At 62.1% G+C, this 21000-nt stretch carries 20 protein-coding genes and 1 pseudogene; 14 read left to right on the forward strand and 7 right to left on the reverse strand.

Translation table 11 applies throughout. The features are described from left to right. Positions 1-208 precede the first annotated feature (208 nt). Complete coding sequence (locus tag EFD55_RS08050; protein ID WP_125844121.1) at positions 209-1105, forward strand: LysR family transcriptional regulator; 897 nt, start codon at positions 209-211, stop codon at positions 1103-1105. A gap of 41 nt (positions 1106-1146) precedes the next feature. Here the strand turns inward: EFD55_RS08050 and EFD55_RS08055 are convergent, their stop codons facing one another. Beyond that, positions 1147-1827 (reverse strand): SDR family NAD(P)-dependent oxidoreductase, encoded by a 681-nt coding sequence (locus EFD55_RS08055; RefSeq protein WP_245438424.1) that lies wholly within the window; start codon positions 1825-1827, stop codon positions 1147-1149. Here EFD55_RS08055 and EFD55_RS33665 point away from each other — a divergent pair. Next, positions 1816-1938, forward strand: a pseudogene (locus EFD55_RS33665) (winged helix-turn-helix transcriptional regulator); the annotation flags it as partial. The gene EFD55_RS08055 and the pseudogene EFD55_RS33665 overlap by 12 nt on opposite strands. Positions 1939-2022: 84 nt before the next feature. Here EFD55_RS33665 and EFD55_RS08065 read toward each other — a convergent pair. Continuing rightward, positions 2023-2517, reverse strand: coding sequence for an Lrp/AsnC family transcriptional regulator (locus EFD55_RS08065; RefSeq protein ID WP_125844123.1), 495 nt, complete (start codon positions 2515-2517; stop codon positions 2023-2025). A gap of 173 nt (positions 2518-2690) precedes the next feature. Between EFD55_RS08065 and EFD55_RS08070 the strand changes: the two genes are divergently transcribed. The 3 genes from EFD55_RS08070 (at position 2691) to EFD55_RS08080 (ending at position 9432) form a co-directional block, all read left to right on the forward strand. Then, on the forward strand, positions 2691-2897 hold the full coding sequence (locus EFD55_RS08070; RefSeq protein WP_125844125.1) for a hypothetical protein: 207 nt from the start codon (positions 2691-2693) through the stop codon (positions 2895-2897). 27 nt (positions 2898-2924) lie between these two features. Then, positions 2925-6623, forward strand: coding sequence for a trifunctional transcriptional regulator/proline dehydrogenase/L-glutamate gamma-semialdehyde dehydrogenase (gene putA / locus EFD55_RS08075; protein WP_125844127.1), 3699 nt, complete (start codon positions 2925-2927; stop codon positions 6621-6623). A 265-nt stretch (positions 6624-6888) separates the two neighbouring features. Then, positions 6889-9432 carry a methyl-accepting chemotaxis protein gene (locus EFD55_RS08080; protein ID WP_125844128.1) on the forward strand — a complete coding sequence of 848 codons (2544 nt, stop codon included), beginning with the start codon at positions 6889-6891 and terminating at the stop codon, positions 9430-9432. Positions 9433-9546: 114 nt separating this feature from the next. On the opposite strand, the gene EFD55_RS08085 is transcribed toward EFD55_RS08080, so the two are convergent. Further along, a complete protein-coding gene (locus EFD55_RS08085; protein WP_125844130.1) occupies positions 9547-9858 on the reverse strand; it encodes a hypothetical protein in 312 nt (103 codons plus the stop codon). Positions 9859-10113: 255 nt separating this feature from the next. Between EFD55_RS08085 and EFD55_RS08090 the strand changes: the two genes are divergently transcribed. From EFD55_RS08090 to EFD55_RS08100, 3 genes are read left to right on the forward strand one after another with little or no spacing between them, the layout of a single operon-like run. Then, entirely contained in the window at positions 10114-11019 is a 906-nt protein-coding gene (locus EFD55_RS08090; protein WP_125844132.1) for a LysR substrate-binding domain-containing protein, read from the forward strand. Positions 11020-11071: 52 nt separating this feature from the next. Continuing rightward, on the forward strand, positions 11072-12202 hold the full coding sequence (locus EFD55_RS08095; RefSeq protein ID WP_125844134.1) for an HPP family protein: 1131 nt from the start codon (positions 11072-11074) through the stop codon (positions 12200-12202). Between the two features lie 31 nt (positions 12203-12233). Continuing rightward, positions 12234-12512 carry a DUF6522 family protein gene (locus EFD55_RS08100; RefSeq protein WP_125844136.1) on the forward strand — a complete coding sequence of 93 codons (279 nt, stop codon included), beginning with the start codon at positions 12234-12236 and terminating at the stop codon, positions 12510-12512. A 91-nt stretch (positions 12513-12603) separates the two neighbouring features. On the opposite strand, the gene EFD55_RS08105 is transcribed toward EFD55_RS08100, so the two are convergent. The 3 genes from EFD55_RS08105 to EFD55_RS08115 form a co-directional block, all read right to left on the reverse strand. Beyond that, a complete protein-coding gene (locus EFD55_RS08105; protein WP_125844138.1) occupies positions 12604-12855 on the reverse strand; it encodes a hypothetical protein in 252 nt (83 codons plus the stop codon). A 51-nt stretch (positions 12856-12906) separates the two neighbouring features. Continuing rightward, the gene (groL, locus tag EFD55_RS08110) at positions 12907-14535 is read right to left on the reverse strand and encodes a chaperonin GroEL (RefSeq protein ID WP_125844139.1); all 1629 of its coding nucleotides are present in this window, start codon (positions 14533-14535) and stop codon (positions 12907-12909) included. 148 nt (positions 14536-14683) lie between these two features. After that, positions 14684-14998, reverse strand: coding sequence for a co-chaperone GroES (locus EFD55_RS08115; RefSeq protein ID WP_125844141.1), 315 nt, complete (start codon positions 14996-14998; stop codon positions 14684-14686). A 395-nt stretch (positions 14999-15393) separates the two neighbouring features. On the opposite strand from EFD55_RS08115, the gene EFD55_RS08120 reads away from it, so the two are divergent. From EFD55_RS08120 to EFD55_RS08135, 4 genes are all read left to right on the forward strand, one after another. Further along, positions 15394-15684, forward strand: coding sequence for a hypothetical protein (locus EFD55_RS08120; protein WP_125844143.1), 291 nt, complete (start codon positions 15394-15396; stop codon positions 15682-15684). 189 nt (positions 15685-15873) lie between these two features. Further along, complete coding sequence (locus EFD55_RS08125; RefSeq protein ID WP_125844146.1) at positions 15874-16227, forward strand: hypothetical protein; 354 nt, start codon at positions 15874-15876, stop codon at positions 16225-16227. Between the two features lie 89 nt (positions 16228-16316). Beyond that, positions 16317-16643 (forward strand): DUF2934 domain-containing protein, encoded by a 327-nt coding sequence (locus tag EFD55_RS08130; RefSeq protein WP_125844148.1) that lies wholly within the window; start codon positions 16317-16319, stop codon positions 16641-16643. A gap of 5 nt (positions 16644-16648) precedes the next feature. Continuing rightward, positions 16649-17068 (forward strand): HD domain-containing protein, encoded by a 420-nt coding sequence (locus EFD55_RS08135; RefSeq protein ID WP_125844150.1) that lies wholly within the window; start codon positions 16649-16651, stop codon positions 17066-17068. 121 nt (positions 17069-17189) lie between these two features. Here EFD55_RS08135 and EFD55_RS08140 read toward each other — a convergent pair whose 3' ends face one another. Then, positions 17190-18197 carry a LacI family DNA-binding transcriptional regulator gene (locus EFD55_RS08140; RefSeq protein WP_125844151.1) on the reverse strand — a complete coding sequence of 336 codons (1008 nt, stop codon included), beginning with the start codon at positions 18195-18197 and terminating at the stop codon, positions 17190-17192. 205 nt (positions 18198-18402) lie between these two features. On the opposite strand from EFD55_RS08140, the gene EFD55_RS08145 reads away from it, so the two are divergent. After that, complete coding sequence (locus EFD55_RS08145; protein WP_125844153.1) at positions 18403-19731, forward strand: alpha-L-fucosidase; 1329 nt, start codon at positions 18403-18405, stop codon at positions 19729-19731. Between the two features lie 48 nt (positions 19732-19779). Then, entirely contained in the window at positions 19780-21000 is a 1221-nt protein-coding gene (locus tag EFD55_RS08150; protein WP_125844155.1) for an ABC transporter substrate-binding protein, read from the forward strand.

Below are 21000 nucleotides of genomic sequence, written 5' to 3' on the forward strand. Positions count from 1 at the left end.
CCATGAGTTCGCGAAAACCCAAGTAAGGTAGGCCAAACAGCGCAAGGCGTGACTGTCCCAAGATCATCTGCATCTCAGAAATCCGTTCTCTCAATGCTGGGCGCGGCCTCTTTCATGCCACCTCCTGTCCGTTGCCTAAGAGATAGCCGGGCTGGTTTTGCGCGACTAGAAGCTATAATCTGAACGCCGTGATGAAGGAGATTCAACAATGCGGCGCGACGAATTCACCGAGATGCGTGCGTTCCTGGAGGTGGCTCGGGAGCGGAGTTTCACGCGGGCTGCATCGAAGCTGGGCGTCACGCGCTCGGCGCTCAGCCATACGATCAGCGCGCTCGAAGCACGGCTCGGCGTCCGCCTTCTTTCCCGCACGACGCGTGACGTGGCGCCTACGGCGGCCGGTGCGCGCCTGGTGGAAAGCATTCAGCCGCACTTCGAAGGCATCGCTGCGGAAGTCAGCGCCATCCGCGCACTACGCGACAAACCCTCGGGTCACATCAGGGTCGTGTGTCCCGACGATGCCGTCGACCTCGTATTCCGTTCAAGGCTGCCGGCATTTCTGCGGGATTACCCCGATATCAGCGTTGAACTCATCGTCGACAACGGTTTCACGAATATCGTCGAGCGTCAGTTCGATGCCGGTGTGCGGCTCGGCGAAGCAATTGCGCGCGACATGGTGGCTGTGCGCATCGGTCCCGATGTCTCCTATGCTGTCGTGGGATCGCCGGGATATTTTGAGGGCCGCGCTGCACCTGCGACCCCGCACGATTTGACGGACCACAATTGCGTCAACCTGCGGCTTCCCAGCTCAGGCGCGCTCTACGCCTGGGAGTTCGAAAAGGACGGGCGCGAGTTCAGCGTTCGTGTGGAAGGCCAACTTGTGATGACCAACATAGGATCGGCGATCAATGCCGCTCTCGATGGCGCGGGGCTATCCTATGTCCCGAGGGACCTCGTCCGGCACTATTACGACAGCGGTCAGTTGAAGGAAGTGCTCGTAGACTGGGCGCCAACGTTTCAGGGCTATCATCTCTACTATCCGAGCCGGCGCCATCCATCCCCTGCTTTCTCCGCTTTCGTCGAAGCCTTCCGCCACCGGCAACGGTAAGCCGAAGGGGCGCGCGCCCCGCGCCCCTTGCTTGCTGGTGGTTATCGGGCGCTGTCGATGATTGCCCCGCCGTCGGGGGTGAGGCTGTAGCCCGTGATGAACTGCGAATCCTTGCTGGCAAGGAACAGGACCACCGGGGCAATGTCCTCTTCCGGCGAGCCGAAACGAGCGAGCGCACTCATCGGCGGAGGAACATCCTTTTCCGCAGCCCCCCAGGTGTCGGCGATCGGCAGGACGTTGTTTACGGTGATCTTGTCAGCACCCCATTCACGGGCCGCCGTGCGGGTCAGCGCGCGCACCGCCTCCTTGGCCATGTTGTACGGGCCATAACCAGCCAGCCCGCTGGTGGCGGCCATCGAGCCGAAGTTGATGATCCGGCCTTCGCCGCTTTCCCTGAGATGAGGATAGCAGGCCTGCATGAAGCTGAGATAGGCGATCGGCCCGGTATCGAAGTTCCGTTGCAATTGCTCGACCGAGAGGTCGATGACCGAAGACAAGACCGCGGAACCATCGAAAGCATTGTTCACGAGAATGTCGATACGACCGTACGCCGCGACAACCTTGTCCACTGCGGCGGTGATCTGCTCGGCCTCACCGACGTCGCAGACGATGCCGACTGCCGTGCCGCCCGCTTCGACGATGTCAGCGGCGACACGTTCGACGCCTTCGGATGTGCGTGAGAGAATTTCGACCTTTGCGCCTTCGGCTGTGAGATCACGCAAAAAGCGCGGGGTCTCGGCCCCACGATGGAAGCTTTGACGGCGTGGTGGAACGAGTATGGCAAAAGCGTCCCGGTGAAGCCGAGCGCACGCGGCCGGAAAGCGAGAGTATGATGCTGAAAAGTGGGCGGGGTTTTCCGACGACTCCCTATTCTGGGAGATGGCTGAACTGCTTCTGGCCCATCGCCGGCAACAGGCTCAGGAAAGACTCGACCCGAACTTGTCCCAGCCTTCCTTGATCGTCTCCATCGCGACATTGGTCGAGGTGTTGGCAACGTGGGGCAGCGTCGAGATGCGCTCGCCGAGGACGCGGCGGTAGCGGCCGATATCGCGGGTGCGGATTTTCAGGAGATAGTCGAACCTGCCGGCGATCATGTGGCACTCCTCGACTTCGCTGATCTTCTTGATGGCGTCGTTGAAGCTTTTCAGCGCATCTTCGCGGGTATCGGATAGCTTCACTTCGACGAAGGCGATGTGGTCGAGCTGCATTTTCGATGGATTGAGGACGGCCTTGAAGCCTTCGATATAGCCTTCGCTGATCAGCCGCTTGAAGCGGAGCTGGCACGGCGTCTTCGACAGGCCGACGCGCGCTGCAAGATCGGTGATCGACAGCCTTCCATCCTCGGCGAGAGCCGCGAGGATTTTTCTGTCGAACTGGTCCAATTCACTAAAGATGTCGGGTTCGCTAGCCATTTGAACTTTCAAGTGCCATTTAATAAGTTCATACAGGTTGAAAATGGCGAAAATCAAGTGAGATCGCGATCGGCGATCTGTGATACCTTATGCGTCGGCAATGGGATGGAAGGCGCAGGCGCTTGACGCATCGTCAGGATCGCATCGGTGCCGCACGCAAAACGGGGTCATGCATGCCTAGGGAAGAACCGGATGACGATCAGAAGCCGGACCTGCTCGCTCACTACCGGCCAGTGGCGATAAGAGCGGTAGCAGCCGCACTCACCCTCAAGCGCGATAAGCCGGATGCGCGCCCGCTCAGCGAGACGGAATATTCCGGCCCTGCTGTCACGGACGATGCGCTCTCAGACGACGAGCCCGGCGTTTCATTCATCCGTTAAACCAGTCTTCGATTGATAGGTATCTTCATGTTGAACGCAGCGATCGACAACACGCCATCCAATGATCCCGCGCCGTTCTCGGCGTTTGCGCCGCCGATCCGGCCGCAATCGGGGCTTCGCCAGGCCATCACGGCTGCCTATCGCCGACCGGAAACGGAATGCCTGCCGCCGCTCGTTGCTGCCGCGCGCGTCTCCGAGGCGAAGCGTTACGACATCCGCAGCACGGCCCGCACCCTGATCGAGGCCCTGCGCGCCAAGCATAAGGGCACCGGCGTCGAGGGGCTGGTGCAGGAATATTCGCTTTCCAGCCAGGAAGGCGTGGCGCTCATGTGTCTCGCCGAAGCGCTGCTGCGCATTCCCGATACGGAAACCCGCGATGCGCTGATCCGCGACAAGATCGCCGAGGGCAACTGGACCTCGCATATTGGCGGCGGCAAATCCATGTTCGTCAACGCCGCCACCTGGGGGCTCGTCGTCACCGGCAAGCTCACCTCGACGGTCAACGACCGCAGCCTGTCAGCGGCGCTGACGCGGCTGATCGCGCGCGCCGGCGAGCCGGTCATCCGCCGCGGCGTCGATATGGCCATGCGTATGATGGGCGAGCAGTTCGTCACCGGTGAAACGATCGAAGAGGCGCTGAAGCGCGCACGCCCGTTGGAAGCGCGCGGCTTCCGCTATTCCTATGACATGCTGGGCGAGGCCGCGACGACCGCCGCCGATGCCGAGCGCTATTTCAAGGACTACGAAAAGGCGATCCACGCCATCGGCAAGGCGTCGAACGGGCGCGGGATCTTTGACGGCCCCGGCATCTCGATCAAGCTTTCGGCCCTGCACCCCCGCTATGTCAGAGCGCAGGCCGGCCGGGTGATGGGAGAGCTGCTGCCGAAGGTCAAGGCGCTCGCCGTTCTCGCCAAGTCCTATGATATCGGCCTCAATATCGACGCCGAGGAAGCCGACCGGCTGGAGCTTTCGCTCGATCTGCTCGAAGAGCTCTGCTTTGACTCGGAACTGGCGGGATGGAACGGCCTCGGTTTTGTCGTGCAGGCCTATGGCAAGCGTTGCCCCTTCGTCCTCGACTACATCATCGATCTCGCGCGCCGTTCCGGACGTCGGATGATGGTCCGTCTCGTCAAGGGCGCCTATTGGGATGCGGAGATCAAGCGCGCCCAGTTGGACGGTCTCGACGATTATCCGGTCTATACCCGCAAGATCTACACCGACGTCGCCTATATCGCATGTGCTCGCAAGCTGCTTGCCGCCGCCGATGCCGTTTTCCCGCAGTTCGCCACCCATAATGCGCAGACGCTCGCCACGATCTATCATCTGGCCGGTCCCGATTTCGCGGTCGGCAAATATGAATTCCAGTGCCTGCACGGCATGGGCGAACCTCTCTATGACGAAGTGGTCGGTAAGGAAAAGCTCGACCGGCCCTGCCGCATCTATGCGCCTGTTGGAACGCATGAGACGCTGCTCGCCTATCTGGTGCGGCGCCTTCTCGAAAACGGCGCCAATTCCTCCTTCGTGCACCGCATCTCCGATCCGAACGTTTCGGTCGAGGCGCTGATCGCCGATCCGGCCGAGACCGTCTCGGCCATGCCCGTCGTCGGTGCGCCGCATGTGCAGATCGCCGCGCCGAAGGCCCTTTACGGCAGTGCCCGCGCCAATTCGAGCGGCCTCGATCTCTCGAGCGAGGCGACGCTTGCAGATCTGGCGCAGACGCTCGCCTCCACCGCCACGGCCCCGTGGCATGCGCTTCCGATCCTCGCCGACGGTTCCGCCGATGGGGTGACGCGTGACGTCCTCAATCCGGCCGATCACCGTGACGTCGTCGGCACGGTCACCGAACTGAAGATCGAGGAGGCTGCCCGTGTCGTTGCGATGGCGGCCGAATATGCACCGCAATGGGCTGCCGTGCCGCCGGCCGAGCGCGCCGCCTGCCTCGATCGGGCGGCCGACATCATGCAGGCCCGCATCAAGGTGCTGATGGGCATCATCATGCGCGAGGCCGGCAAATCCGCGGCCAATGCGGTCGGCGAGGTGCGCGAGGCGGTGGATTTCCTGCGCTACTATGCCGATCAGGCCCGCAAGACGCTCGGCCCATCACATCTGCCGCTCGGCCCGATCGTCTGCATCAGCCCATGGAATTTTCCGCTGGCGATCTTCACCGGGCAGGTTGCCGCCGCACTCGTGGCCGGCAATCCCGTACTGGCGAAACCCGCCGGCGTCACGCCGATCATCGCCTCGGAAAGCGTCAAGATCCTCCATGAGGCCGGCGTGCCTGTCGGCGCCCTGCAGTTCGTGCCGGGCAGCGGTCGCCTCGGCGCCGGCATGGTCGGGGCTCAGGAAACGGCGGGCGTCATGTTCACCGGCTCGACCGAAGTTGCCCGCATGATCCAGGCGCAACTGGCCGAACGGCTGTCGGCGACCGGTAAGCCGATCCCGCTGATTGCCGAAACCGGCGGTCAGAACGGCATGATCGTCGACTCGTCGGCCCTGGCCGAACAGGTGGTGGCCGACGTCGTGACATCGGCCTTCGACAGTGCCGGCCAGCGCTGCTCGGCTCTGCGCGTGCTCTGCCTGCAGGACGATGTGGCCGACAGGACGCTTGCCATGCTGAAGGGCGCCTTCCGTGAACTGACGATCGGCCGCACCGATCGGCTGAGCATCGATGTCGGGCCTGTCATCAACGACGGCGCGAAGGCGGAGATCGACCAGCATATCGAAACGATGCGCGGCGCCGGCCGCAAGGTGGATCAGCTGCCGCTGCCGGAAAGTGCGGCGGCCGGGACCTTCGTTCCGCCGACGATCATCGAGATCAAGTCGCTGTCGGACCTCACGAAGGAGGTCTTCGGACCCGTCCTGCATGTCGTCCGCTTCAAGAGAAACGGGCTCGACCGCCTGATCGACGATATCAACGCCTCGGGTTACGGGCTGACATTCGGGCTTCACACCCGCCTCGACGAAACGATCGCGCATGTGACGAGCCGCATCAAGGCCGGAAACCTCTACGTCAACCGCAACATCATCGGCGCGGTCGTCGGCGTCCAGCCCTTCGGCGGCCGCGGCCTGTCGGGAACCGGCCCGAAGGCCGGCGGCCCGCTCTATATCGGCCGGCTGGTGCAGCCTGCGCCCGTACCGCCGCAGCAGGATTCCGTTCATACGGATCTCGCCCTTCGCGACTACATCATCTGGCTCGACAAGAAGGGCTTGCCAGGTGAGGGCGAAGCCGCGCGCTTCTATGCGAGCCGCTCGGCGCTCGGGCTCGAACGCGAACTCACCGGCCCCGTCGGGGAGCGCAATCTCTACGCACTCCATCCCCGCGGCCGCATTCTTCTTGTGCCGCAGACCGAAAGCGGGCTCTATCGCCAGATCGCCGCTGCCCTTTCTACGGGCAACCATGTGGTCGTCGACGCGGCTTCCATATCGACGTCGGTGCTGGCGGATCTTCCGGCGGCTGTCGCCGGCCGGATTTCCTGGACATCGGATTGGGAAAAGGACGGGCCATTCTCGGGCGCGCTCGTCGAAGGAGATCGCGACAGGGTTCTTGCCGTCAACCGCAGGATTGCCGCGCTGCCCGGCCCGCTTCTTCTGGTCCAGGCCGCAACCACTGAGGAACTGGCGAGCGATCCGGAGATCTATTGCCTCAACTGGCTGCTGGAGGAGGTGTCGACCTCGATCAACACCGCGGCTGCCGGCGGCAATGCGAGCCTCATGGCTATCGGCTAATTGGAGACTTGGAGAGTGCAGACATGCGCTCTCCAGGCTGCGGACAAGACTGCCAACTCCTCTTTCGTCATGCTCGGGCTTGTGCCCCAAGCATCTGCGGCGGTCGAGATGTGGTAGATCCTCGGCGCAAGGCCTGGGACGACGTAGGATGGGCCGTCGACCGTGCCAACGGCTCTCAACAAACTCGACACCATTGACCATTTTTTTAGCAGTTGCGGCTATGGTCGCGCCATCAGGCGTGAGCATTCCTGGGCGGGGCTATTTTATGGCATTCATTGATCGACTGTTGCAGCGCATGCGGATCGTGACGAAGGTTCTCTTCTTCGTGGTGCCGCTGATCGTCCTCATCGCCGGCATTGGTCTTTTCGGCTATTTCACCGCCGGTACGCTCAAGGGCCAGATGACGCTCACTCGCCAGACGATCGACACCCTTTCCAGTTTCCAGCAGCTGCGATCCTCCCTGACGGCCTTTACCGACCTTCCGACAGCGGCCACGCGCGATCGGCTGATCGCCGGAATTTCCGATCAGGAAAAGGGCGCTGCGACGCTCGACGCCATGCTCTCCGATCCCGCGCAGAAGCAGCAGATCTCCGCAGTGCGCGAACTCGGCGGCAAGATGCAGGGCAGCGCCGACGCGCTGTGGGCAGTGTCGCAAGAGCGCGCGAATACCGAACACGAGATCGATGATGCCGTGGCGCAGCTTTTCAAGGAAAGCCAGACCGCGCGCAAGCAGCTCGACGTTCTCCAGGATCAGGCGAACGGAAAGGAAGCCTTCGTCCGGGCGCTTCTTCTCGATGCCTCAGCCTACAAGAATATCGCGCAACGTATTGCGAAGTTGCGCAAGGCGACCGCGCAGGCCACCGCGCCTGCGGATCTCGCAGAGGCTCTCGGCAGCCTCCTGCCGCCGCTCGTCAAGGAGATGGGCGGGAGCGCCGCAGTCGCCTCCGACAAGGCCCAAAGCCAGATTGCCGCGCTGAAGCCGGTATCGGACAAGCTCGCGGCGATGGCCAAGGACAGCGCCAACCTGACGCTCGAGGGTTATGCTCCCGTCGACCAGGATCTGCAGGGCTTTGAGGAGAAGTTCGGAAAGCTCGCCTCCGGGAATGCGGATACTGCTATCGAGCGTTTTGTCGGCATGGATGCGAACATCGCCACGCTCCGCTCGATGGTGACGATCGTCAACACCGCTTTCAAATCGATCGACGATCTGCGCCTGCACCTAAGTGAACTGAACAGGCGGGTTGACGGCCAAGCGCGGGATGCCGTTCTCGCCGATCTCAAGGCGCTGCGCGAAAGCGCTGCACAGCTCGTACCCTTGAGCGGGAAAAACGCGGCCTTGCAGGAACTTGCGAAGAAGATCGAGCCATCTCTTGCCTCGATCGAAAAGGACAGCTCGCTTCTGATATCGATCGCGGACCGGTGGCAGAAGAACAGAGAAGCGGCGACCGAGCTCGTGGCGGCGGCAAGTCACACGCTGGAACAATTCGTCAGCACGGCGCAGGAGAGCGGCAGGGAAATCAGCCAGCGCTCGGCGACGATGTCGCTCTCGACCATGATAGCCGGCACCGTGCTTGCGATCATCGGCGGCCTGATGCTGATCGAAACGCTGCGCGGACCGCTGAAGCGGATCACCCAGACGATGATGCGGCTTGCAGACGGCGATCTGAACGTCGCGATCGGCGACGGCAAGCGCGGCGACGAGATCGGCGACATGATCCGCTCGGTAACCGTCTTCCGCGACCAGGCGCTGGAGAAAACCAGGCTGGAAGAGGTCGCCGAGGCAAACAGGACACGTGACGAACAGGAGCAGGCCCGCCGCGCGGCCGAGCAGGCGCGTATCGAGGCCGAACAGAGCGAGGCTCTGAGCGCCCTGTCGGATATGCTCGGCAAGCTTGCCAACGGCAATCTCACCGCCGAGATGAGCGAAGATCTCGCCGCGGAATATGTCGCGATGGCGCGGACCTACAATCACGCCATCGATGCGCTGCGCCTGACGCTCGCGGAGGTTCGCAACACGACCTACGAGATCGCCGAGGGCAGCACCAACCTTTCGGGTGCCGCCGACGATCTGGCCCGCCGCACGGAACAGCAGGCCGCGGCCCTCGAGGACAGCTCGCGCGTGCTCGGCGAACTCACAGTCAGCGTGCGGACGACGGCCGAAAACGCGAACCAGACGTCGCGCTCGGTCGCCGAGGCATACCGACAGGCGGAGCATTCCGCGGCCGTCGTCGCCAAGGCCGTCGATGCCATGGGGGCAATCAACCGGTCGTCAGAGAAGGTCAGCAGCATCATCGGCGTGATCGACGAGATCGCCTTCCAGACCAATCTTCTCGCGCTCAATGCGGGCGTGGAAGCCGCCCGTGCGGGAGAGGCCGGCAGGGGCTTTGCCGTCGTCGCGCAGGAAGTTCGCGAGCTTGCGCAGCGTTGCGCCACCGCCGCCCGCGAGATCAAGGGGCTCATCTCCACCAGCGCATCGCAGGTCGGCGCGGGCGTCAAGCTCGTCGAGGAGACCGGCCAAGCGCTGTCGGCGATCATGGAGCACTTCACCTCGATCAACGGGCTGGTGCAGGTCATCACGTCCTCCACGACCACGCAATACAAGGGTATCGAGGAGGTCAACAACGCCGTTCGCGATGTCGAGCACATCACCCAGCACAACGCTGCCATGGTGGAAGAAAACACCGCGGAAATTCACAGGCTTCGCCATCAGGTGGAAGTCCTGAACGAAAGAATCTCGCACTTCCAGACCGCTGTCGCCGATGGCCGCAGGACGTACGCGGCCGGCCAGTCGATGTCCTTTGCTTCCTGAGGGTAACGCCGATTGCGAGAAACCGCTGGGGGTTTCTCGCTGGGAAACGATCACCTCGACTTTAGCTTCGATACCACAGGGTAGGCCGTATTGCCGCGCAGCCTGCCGGACGGCTCAGCCGATCGAACGCAACCCGAGATAGGCGGCGAGGCTGACGACGGAAAGCGCGATCGTCAGCTTCGGCTTCGCATCGTCAAAGGTGGCCGCCAGGAAAAGGCCGAGCATCAGGATGACGGATTTTGCCCAGAGATTCTGATCGGAGACGGTGAAGGCGATCGCGGCCAGAAAGACGGCGCTTGCAACGACCGTCACCGGGGCGGACTTCTCGGCGAGGTCGCCGCCCTGGAAATAGGGCAGAAGAAAACGCCGCATGCTCAGGCCCGAAGCGACGCTCAGGAGAAGACAGGTCAAGACAAGGTGCAACATGGGCCGTCGCCGATCAATCTGCAGATAGACTTGTGGATGCAAACCCCATGCCAGCCGCAAACCCCGGAATTGTCTTCCGGCAGAGGCAATATCGCGGCTTCCTGGCTATTCCCTCGGCGTCGCGATCCTTTTTTCGGCAATTACTTCCCGCTTCGCTTGATCGGCTCCAATTATATCGTGATACGACTTGAGCTGCGGAAATGATTTTTATATAGAGAATTATCCGCCTCCATAATTCCGGAAACGAGATTTTCATTGGATCTTTCGTCGATCGAGATATTCCTCGCCGTCGCCAGCGATCGCAGCGTCACGAAGGCCGCCAGGGCCGTCGGGCGGGTGCCTTCGAATGTGACGACGCGCATCCAGCAGCTGGAGGAAGATCTCGGCACGTCCCTCTTCAGCCGCGACGGCAAGAAGATGACGTTGACACGGGAGGGCGAAACCTTCCTCGCCTATGCCAACAAGCTGACGGCGCTTGCGCTGGAGGCGCGCCAGGCCGTGCGGCCGGTCGCCCCGTCCGGGACATTGCGGGTCGGCACGATGGAAAGCACGGCGGCAAGCCGGCTGCCGCCGGCGCTGACCCAATTCAAGCAGATGTGGCCCGATGTCTCGCTTCACCTGACGATGGGCGCCTCCCGCGATCTTGCTCGCGACGTGCTGGCCGATGCGCTGGATTGTGCGCTGATTGCCCGCCTGCCCAAGGCGATGCGCGGGGAAGACGCTGGTTTCGATGCCGAGCTCATAGCGCTCGACATGGAGCCGATCTTCGTCGAAGAGCTGCTGATCGTTCTGCCGTCGGGCCATCCCTCGATCAAATCGGCTGCCGACCTCCGCGTCGGCGCGCTCGCCGCTTTGGAGCCCGGCTGCACCTATCGCCGGATCGCCGAAAGCTGGGCGCGCAAATCGAACACCCTGCCGACGAGCGAACTCGGCTCCTATCATGCGATCCTGGCGAGCGTTGCGACCGGCAACATGGCGGGCGTCATACCGAAATCCGTTCTCGATCTCATGCACTGGCAAACTGTGGTTCAAACCCATCCGCTGGGGCCTGTCGAGACACTGCTCGTCACTCGCAAGAACGACCGCCCCAGCGCGTTCAATGCATTCCATGAAGTCCTCAGCGCGACAAAAAGTAGAGATCCCAGGCTGTCTACGAACTAGCGCCTCTCTTCCCCTGGTCCGCCGAATAATCCTCATCAACATTGGTCTTGTCATGCAGTATCCCGTTTCCCCCAAGGTGGGGCAGAGCCGCTTCCGGCGCTTTCGCTTGTTCTCGCCGATCCTGGCGGGCGCGACCTTGCGGGAGCGATTGATCGCCTGTTTCGGCGCCTTGCTGGCGATCGGCCTCACCGGTGTCATCAGCGGCTATCTCTTCGGGCAGGGACCACATCTTCCGCTGATCGTCGCCCCAATGGGCGCGTCGGCGGTGCTTCTCTTCGCGGTGCCGGCAAGTCCGCTGGCGCAGCCGTGGTCGATCATCGGCGGCAACACCATTTCCGCCATGATGGGCATCATCGCTTCCTATTTCTTCAGAGATCCGATCATCGCGACCGGCGTTGGGGTGTCGCTTGCCATCGGCGCGATGTCCTTCACGCGCTGCCTTCATCCGCCGGGAGGGGCAGCGGCGTTGACCGCCGTCCTCGGCGGTCCCGTCGTTGCCGGCTGGGGCTTTCTCTTTCCCTTCGTGCCGGTCGCGTTGAATTCCTGCATCCTCGTCGGTCTCGGCCTGCTGTTTCACAAACTTTCCAGGCGAAACTATCCGCACGTCGTTCCCAAGCCCGCCGAGAACACGCATCAGACCGTCGACCTGCCGTCCGCAGCGCGGATCGGCTTCCGCGACGAGGATGTCGATGCGGCTCTCGAAGCGCTTGATGAAACCTTCGATATCGACCGGGCGGATTTGAGCCGGCTGCTGCAGCAGGTCGAGCTGCAGGCGGTCATCCGCTCGAACGCTGGGATCAGCTGCGCCGATATCATGTCGCGTGACGTGATCGCCGTCGGCGAAGCTTCCGAACCGGAATCCGCGCGGCATCTGCTCCTGAAGCACAATATCCGCACGCTGCCGGTGAAGGACCCGGAGGGCCGCCTGATCGGCACCGTCGGCTTGCGGGAACTGGCGACGAGCACCGAAACGATCTCGGGCGCAATCGCAAGACCGGCGGTCGCAAGGCCTTCAGATGCCGCTCTTTCGCTGCTGCCTGTGCTGACGGACGGGCGCACCCATGCCGTCATTATCGTCGACGACGATTACCGGATCCTCGGCCTGATATCGCAGACGGATCTGCTGAGCGCCGTGGCGCGGCTGCTGCCGAACGACAGCGCCGCCATCCCTGATGTCGCATGAGCAACGGTTGTGAACCACTGGAGAAAAACCGATGCTGATCGAACGCGACGCGAACGGCGATTTTATCCTTGATTCATCCGAGCTCGCGGAGCGGTTCGGTCTGTCGCTGGCCGATCTTCGCCGCCACATGCGCCATGGCGCCGTCGTCAGTTCCGTGGAAATCGGCACCGCCGAACACGCGGGCACAAAGCGGGTGTCACTTCGCCTCGGCAACAGGCTTTGGCGCGCAGTGCTGAACGACCAGAACGAAGTGCAGCATGAGGAGATGAGCGTCATTCGCCCGAACTCGCCCGGGCGGCGCCTGCGCTGACATAGGTCATGCAGGCCGTGCCACGGCTTGTTGAGCGGCGAGAGCGAAGTCCTCCCCGTTTTCCCGTCTCGGCAAATCCGCTTTCGGGCAATCAGGCCTTCGGTTCATCACCGCTTTCAGGTTCGAACAGGCCGCGTGCTGCCTCGACCATCGCGCTTAGGTGATTGGGATCGCGTACGCCCTGCCGGTAGAGATCGATGATGATGCTCGCCATTCGTTCGGCTTCGTCACTGTCCTTTGCCACCGCGTGGTCGGCGCTGATCTTGTCGAAGACGCGCTGGCAGGTTTCCAGATCGCAGGAATCCAGCGGCACCTGCGATCGGTTTCTGATCGGTTGAACCATCTTCATTCCCTCGGAAAGGCCTGTCCGGCGATGCGGGCAGGCCGGTGCTTGTCAGTAATCCATGCCGCCGCCGGGAGGCATCGCCGGCGTGGCGTCCTTCTTGGGTTTCTCGGCGATCATGGCTTCCGTCGTGACGAGGAGACCGGCAATCGACGAGGCATCCTGAAGTGCGGTGCGAACGACCTTGGCCGGATCGATGACGCCCTGTGCGTAGAGGTCGCCATATTCGCCGGTCTGGGCGTTCCAGCCATAGGAGAACTCGGTCTTTTCGCGCAGCTTGCCGACGATGACCGAGCCTTCCGCTCCGGCGTTTTCGGCGATCTGGCGCGCCGGCGCCTCGAGTGCGCGGCGGACGATGTCGATCCCGACACGCTGCTCGTCATTGGCGGTTTTGATGCCGTCGAGCGCCTTGACGGAGCGCAGCAGCGCCACGCCGCCGCCCGGCAGGATGCCTTCCTCGACCGCCGCGCGGGTCGCATGAAGGGCGTCGTCGACGCGATCCTTCTTTTCCTTGACTTCGACTTCCGTCGAGCCGCCGACGCGGATGACGGCAACGCCGCCGGCAAGCTTGGCAAGACGTTCCTGCAGCTTCTCGCGGTCGTAGTCGGAGGTTGTCTCTTCGATCTGCGCCTTGATCTGGGCGATGCGGCCGGAGATATCGGATTTCGACCCGACGCCGTCGATGATGGTCGTATTCTCCTTTTCGATCGACACTTTCTTGGCCCGGCCGAGCATGTCGAGTGTCACGGATTCGAGCTTGATGCCAAGGTCTTCGGCGATGACGGTGCCGGCGGTCAGGACGGCGATGTCTTCGAGCATGGCCTTGCGGCGATCGCCAAAGCCCGGAGCCTTGACGGCAGCGATCTTCAGGCCGCCGCGCAGCTTGTTGACGACGAGCGTTGCAAGGGCTTCGCCTTCGACGTCTTCAGCGATGATGAGGAGCGGCTTGCCGGTCTGGACGACGGCTTCGAGAACCGGCAGCATCGACTGCAGGTTCGACAGCTTCTTTTCGTGCAGCAGGATATAGGGATCCTCGAACTCGGCCCGCATCTTGTCGGGATTGGTGACGAAATAGGGGCTCAAATAGCCGCGGTCGAACTGCATGCCTTCGACGACTTCGAGTTCGGTCTCGGCGGTCTTGGCTTCTTCAACCGTGATGACGCCGTCATTGCCGACCCTTTCCATGGCTTCTGCCAGGAAGCGGCCGATTTCGGCGTCGCCGTTTGCCGAGATCGTGCCGACCTGGGCGATTTCCGCATTGTTGGAGATCTTGCGGGCATTGGTCTTCAGTTCGCCGACGATGGCGCTGACCGCAAGATCGATGCCGCGCTTCAGGTCCATCGGGTTCATGCCGGCGGCAACTGCCTTGGCGCCTTCGCGAACGATCGCCTGGGCAAGAACCGTTGCGGTCGTCGTACCGTCGCCGGCGATGTCGCTGGTCTTCGACGCGACTTCGCGGACCATCTGGGCGCCCATGTTTTCGAACTTGTCTTCGAGCTCGATTTCCTTGGCGACCGAAACACCGTCCTTGGTGACGCGCGGAGCGCCGAAGGACTTGTCGATCACGACGTTGCGGCCCTTCGGGCCGAGCGTGACCTTGACCGCATCGGCAAGAATATCGACGCCGCGCAACAGCTTGTCGCGGGCTTCGATGCTGAATTTGACTTCTTTAGCAGCCATGTCCTCACTCCTTCATGGGCAACTGGTGCAATTCCAGGAAAAGTGCGAAGCGGTTTTCCGTTCGGAATTGCGTAAAAACAAAAGGTTGGAGCGGTTCTCCGTTTTCATGAAAGCCGAAGCGCCCCAGTGTTGATCTGTGCAGCTTGTCTCAGGCGGCCTGTCGCTTTTCGTCCTGCGCCTCGATGATGCCCATCACATCGCTTTCCTTCATGATCAGCAGCTCCTCGCCGGCGATCTTGATCTCGGTACCGGACCACTTGCCAAACAGGATGCGGTCGCCAACCTTGACGTCGAGTGCCTGGATTTGGCCGGCGTCGTTGCGCGCGCCGGGACCGGCGGCAATGACTTCGCCTTCCTGCGGCTTCTCCTTAGCGGTGTCGGGAATGATAATGCCGCCCTTGGTCTTTTCCTCGGAGCTGACCCGGCGGACGAGAATGCGATCGTGAAGCGGTCGGAACGACATGTCTTCCTCCATGAATAAACGATGCTGCGTTGTTCCCCCGCCGGACCGGATGATCAGTCCAGGCGGAGTGGCAAAACTTCGCTGGGCGGCCTGCAGAACCCGCGCGGGCGGGGGCGGAGCCGCGAGCGCTTTGTGCAATTGATCTGGTTTGGCGGGGTTCGATTTCAAGAGGTTAGAGGAAAAATTTAGCACTCTCGGTCGTTGACTGCTAACGCGCCGAGGGAACGGAAAAACGGCTTTCGCGTTGGAAACAACGGCGACAGTCGTCGCGCTCGGATTTCGAAGGCGAGTTCAAGTCGCCGCAAGGCTTGAATCCGGATTTCGGCATTCCCAGCTCTTGGGTGATCGAGGCTTGATGAGCTCGATTGTACCCCACGTCTAAAGGAGTGGCTGAAATGGAAGAGAAGACCAATCTAATCAAAGACCTCAGCATCGAGGAACGCGAGGAAATCTTCGTCGATATCGCTCGTACGCTGGAAGACACGGCGCGTGAGGCGCTGGTCGAGGGCAACAGGCAGTTTGCGGCCGTTTCCACCAATATGGCCGAAGCGATCCGCGTCAACGCCGACGAACTCGCCCGTGAGGATCCCGAGAATGCCGAGCGTGTATTGCAGGAAGCAACGGCTGTGATTTTGCAGTTCGAGGCCGTGCATCCTTATCGCATGGTGAGCATGGCCGTTCATTGATGCCGGCCGGGCGCCCGACCTCAATCAATCCTCACTTCTATCATCGCCGGCCGGAACTCTCTGGGCCTGCAAGGGTTATTGGATCACAACAGCGAAAGCTGATCCATGATGCCCGCCGCTGCTCGGATCATGCTTCCGCGCGGCGGCAAGCCATGGGCGCCTTCGCATGAAGGGAAGGAGGACCACGGCATGATTTCGATATCCACCGTGCCGCCGGAAAGCGGCACCGACGATGCGCGTTGCGCTGACACGGAAGAGGCCGAAAACGATCGCAAAAGGGCATTGGAAAACGCCCACCGCAATGCGAGAGAGGCGTCGGTTCGCGGGCGAGACACCGAAACCCCGAGCTTGAGGCTTGCCAGGGAATATCTGCGTCTTGGCGGCCATCGCCGCTCCAAGATCGACGACAACATCATCACAGTTCGCCTTTGGGAGGAGGATCCGCCGGAGGCCGAGCGCTTCTGGAAGGAGCGCGTGGAGACGCTTTCAGGGTATGAGCGCCACCAGGTGGAGCATTTTCTCCCGACCATCAACACGCCCTGAGGGCGTCGATACCTGCCGATGCTGCGCTGGAGGCTGCCGCGAGACGGCAGCCTGACGTTCTCGATCGGCCGCGCGAATTGGAGTAGATCATGGCCACAGACAAGCACGAGCAGATACGTCGCCGCGCCTACGAGATCTGGGAGGCTGAGGGCCGACCCGAGGGCGCGGAGTTGCGCCATTGGCTGCAGGCCTGCGACGAGCTGGCCGGCGAGGACGAAGATAAGACGCTGCAGGATCTGATCGACCAGGACGACCGGGACGATGCGGCTCTGCTTCAAGGGGCAGGCGAGAGCGGTGATTTCGATCCGCCTCGCGCCGGCGCCGGCCGGGCTGTCGAAGCGACCGTGCCCGAAATCGAGATCACGACCGGCGAAAAGCTTTCCCGGCCGAAGATCGGGAAGATCGAAGGACAGTGATTGCCATGCAGCATCTCGACCATGCCATTCAGATCGCTCACGACGCGCATGAGAGACAGATGGACAAGACCGGCGGCCCCTACTTTGCGCATTGCCAGAGGGTCGCGGGTCTCGTTTCCGGCGACGAGGAACGAACGATCGCCTATCTCCATGACGTCGTCGAGAAAGGCAGCGGCTGGACGCTCGACAGGCTGAGGGAAGAGGGCTTTCCGCCAGCGGTGGTCTCCGCCGTCGACGCACTGACGCGGCGGCCGGACGAGGCGGACGATCAATTCGTCCGACGGGCAGCCTCGAACCCGCTTGCTTTGCCGGTCAAGCAGGCAGACCTCGAAGACAATCTTCAGCAGGCCGAACAAGCGGGTAAAAACCCAGAAAAATACCAGCGTGGCCTCGACCTCCTCCGCGACATCAGGAACGGGCGATAAGCCTGCTCGGCAGATGGCGGCGAGATCGGAGGGCAACGCAGAAGCTTTGCCTGGCATGAGATCCCAACGTCGGTGCCAGCCAAGCGCAACTCATCGAATGGCTCTCCTCTACGGGGTTATCTCACAGCCGCCTGGTTGATTCCCCGCGCACGAATCTCGGCGTCAGGATGATGTCCTGTGGCGGCTCGGCGGCGGCCTCGGGGCTTGCAATTCTGGCCAGCAGCCGCTGTGCGGCCAGTTGGCCGAGCTTGTGCGCATCCTGGACGACCATGGTGATGCGGGGCGTAATGACGTTGCTCCAGGGCACGTCGTCGACCATGGCCAGCGATACGTCGTCGGGGCAGCGGAAGCCCATCTCCTGCATCACCTGCAGGGCTGCCAGGCCCGTCATGTTGTTGGCGCCGATGATGGCAGTCGGCCGGTCGCGGCGGGTCAGCAGCCGCATCGCCTGCGCGTGGCCGCCGCTCCTGGTAAAGCCGCCCTCGACCACCAGCGAAGGATCGACTTCGACCCCGGCGCCGGCCATCGTGTTCAAGAATCCCGTCAGGCGCTCGTTGGCGGTGTGCAGGCTGCTCGGGCCGGAAATCAAGGCGATGCGCCGATGGCCGAGCTGCAGCAGGTGCTCCGTCAGGATGGTCGTCGTCAGCGGATTGTCGGAGCCGATGAAATCGCGTCCGGCACCCTCCACCTTCTGGTCGAACATCACGATCGGCGTCTTAAAGTCGCGCAGGAAGGTTGCGTATTCCTCGCCGTGCCCGTTTGCCGCCAGCGCGATGCCGGCGATCTTCTGCGCCTCCAGCCGTTCCAGCAGCGCCCGTTCGAGATCGGCCCTGCCGGCGGAATCCGCAATCAGGACGAAATAGCCGTTGTCGAGCGCTTGATGCTCGATCTCTCGGCGGATGTCGCCGAAGAACATGTTGCCGAGATTGGCCGCAACGAAGCCGAGCAGCGAGCTTCGCCCGCGCGCCAGCGTCTGGGCCACCGGATCGATGCGGTAGCCCGTTGATTTTATCGCCTGCTGGATGCGGTCGAGCGTTTCCGCGCCGACCCGCTTCGGGCTGTTGAGCGCCAGCGAGACGGTCGAGATTGAAACCCCCGCAAGGCGCGCGACGTCTCGTATGGTCGTCATATCTATCGAACCGGTTCTAAACCTTTCTTTTGTCAGATTTTATGCGCCGTTGCAATACATCTGACCAAATTACGCCCTCTATAGGCGCTTCCTCCAAAGTTTTGCGACTATCGAATTTCGGCTTGACAGGAGCAGGTTCAGGAAAGATGATCCATCACCGAACCGGTTCGACATGATGTTGGCCGGAAACAGGGAGGAGTAACCTGTGACGATTTCGGAGCGTTTCCCGGAAAATCCGGCATTGAAAGGGGCGGGAAAGCACGCCTGGTTCAGCCACGATCGCCTCGGCATGTTCATCCATTGGGGCCTCTATGCGCTGGGCGCCAGGCATGAGTGGTTGAAGAACCGCGAAGAGCTGACCGACGAGCATTACCAGCGCTATTTCGACAATTTCGATCCCGATCTCTACGATCCCAAGGAGTGGGCGCGCCGTGCGCGTCTCGCCGGCATGAAATATGTCGTGGTGACGACCAAGCATCACGAGGGTTTCTGCCTCTGGGACAGCAAGTTTACCGATTACAAGGCGCCGAACACGCCCTGCGGCAAGGATCTTCTGACGCCGCTGGTCGAGGCCTTCCGCGCCGAGGGACTGAAGATCGGCTTCTATTATTCGCTGCTCGACTGGCATCATCCGGATTTCCCGATCGACCTCCACCATCCCTTGCGCAACCATCCTGACGCCAAGGCGCTGAATGCCGGCCGCAACGTCGCCAACTATGCGGCCTATATGCGCGAACAGGTGCGCGAGCTTCTGACCGGCTTCGGCCGCGTCGACATCATCTGGTTCGATTTCAGCTATCCCGGACCCGCGCGCGAATATCGCGGCCTTCCCGGCAAGGGACGCAACGACTGGCAAAGCGAGCGGCTGGTAGAGCTGGCGCGCGAGCTGCAGCCCGAAATCATCATCAACAACCGCCTCGATCTGCCGCCGGGAACTTTGCCCGACATAACCACGCCGGAGCAATATACGCCGCGCGTGGCACCTGCCATCGCCAGCCAGGGTGTGCTTTGGGAAGCTTGCCACACCTTCAGCGGCTCCTGGGGTTATCACCGTGACGAGGATAGCTGGAAGAGCCCGGAACAGATCATCCAGCTGCTGATCGATTCCGTTGCGCTCGGCGGGAACCTCCTGATGAATGTCGGCCCGACCGGGCGGGGCACGTTCGATGCCCGCGCCATCGACGCGCTCGAAGTCTACCAGAACTGGATGGCCGTCAACGCACGCGCCATCTACGGAGCCGGCCCGTCCAAACTTCCGGCGCCGGCCGGCTGCCGCTACACCCAGCGCGGCAACCGCCTCTACCTGCATGTCTACAACTGGCCTTACCGCCACATCCACATCGAGGGCATCGCCGACAGGATCGCCTATGTGCAGTTCCTGCATGATGCCAGCGAGATCCACTGGGTCACCCACACCAGGGATGTGGATCCCAATGTCGGCGTGATGGTGCCGGAAGGCATTGTCATGTTGGAACTGCCGGTTCGGCGGCCTGATGTCACCGTGCCGGTGATCGAGATCGTCCTCAAGGCGTAGTCGATCCCACGTGCGTGTCCATTGCATTCATGGAGGGAGGAGAAACCCATGAAGGTTCTGAAGAAGACGCTTATGCTTGCCGCAATCGGTGGCAGCCTTTTTGCTACAGCCGCATCGGCCGAACAGGTCAACCTGACCTGGCAGATGTGGACCGGTTCCGATGCCGATACCAAGAGCTGGCAGCACCTCGCCGACATGGTGACTGCCAGATATCCCGATATCAAAGTGACGCTGACAACGACAGGCTGGGTCGACTATTGGACGCGGCTGCCGGTGTTGGCGGCATCGGGCCAGCTCGCCGACATCGTTTCCATGCAGTCGCTGCGCATGCCGAACTTCTATTCGCTGCTCGAGCCGCTGAACGACCGCATCGCGGCCGACAAGTTCGACGTCGCCGCCTTCACTCCGTCGATCATCGGCGGCATGTCGGTCGACAAGCAGCTATATGGGCTACCCTATGACGTCGGTCCGTGGGTCATCTACTACAATCAGGACGTCTTCGATGCCGCCGGCATTCCGCTGCCGAAACCGGGTTGGACGCTGGCCGAGTTTACCGATGCCGCCAAGAAGCTGACGAAGGACGGCAAGTACGGCTTCGGCATTACTCCGCAGAACTATTCGGTCCTGGCCTCGGCCTGGGGCGATAAATACGTCAACGATTCAGGGGCGCTCGACCTTACCAATCCCGGCGCCGTTGCCGCCGCCGACAAGGTGATCGGCTTTGCCGCCAAGGACAAGATCGCGCCGCTGGTACCCTCCAGCGCGGATGCCGGCAACGTCATCCAGGGCCGGTTCTATTCGGGTAATGTCGCCATGTATGTCGACGGTCCGTGGTCGATCATCGGTATGAAGGACAAGGTCAAGTTCAAAGTTGGTTCCACCACCCTGCCGCGCGGAGAGGGAGAGCTTACCGCCGTCACTGCGGGCTCAGGCTTCGGCATCTCAACGGCGAGCAAGAACAAGGATGCGGCCTGGAAGGCGATCCAGGTGCTGACCAGCCCGGAAGCGCTGGCTTACCTTGCCGAGGGAGGGCGTGCCCTGCCGGCGCGCACCGCCTCGCAATCCTCCTGGTACAAGGTGGCGGCCAAGGACATCACCAATGGCGGCGAGGCGATCGACTATTCCCTGGCGCATTCCGTGCCCTACGTGATCACCAATAACTGGGCGGCGGTGGAAAACCTCTTCAACCAGTATTTCCCGCCCGCCTTCGCCGGCAGCGCCGGTGCCAAGCAGACGATGGACGCCATCCAAAGCCTCGCGCAGCAATAA

The sequence above is a fragment of the Rhizobium pisi genome, from assembly GCF_003938655.1.
Taxonomy (GTDB): Bacteria; Pseudomonadota; Alphaproteobacteria; order Rhizobiales; family Rhizobiaceae; genus Rhizobium; species Rhizobium pisi.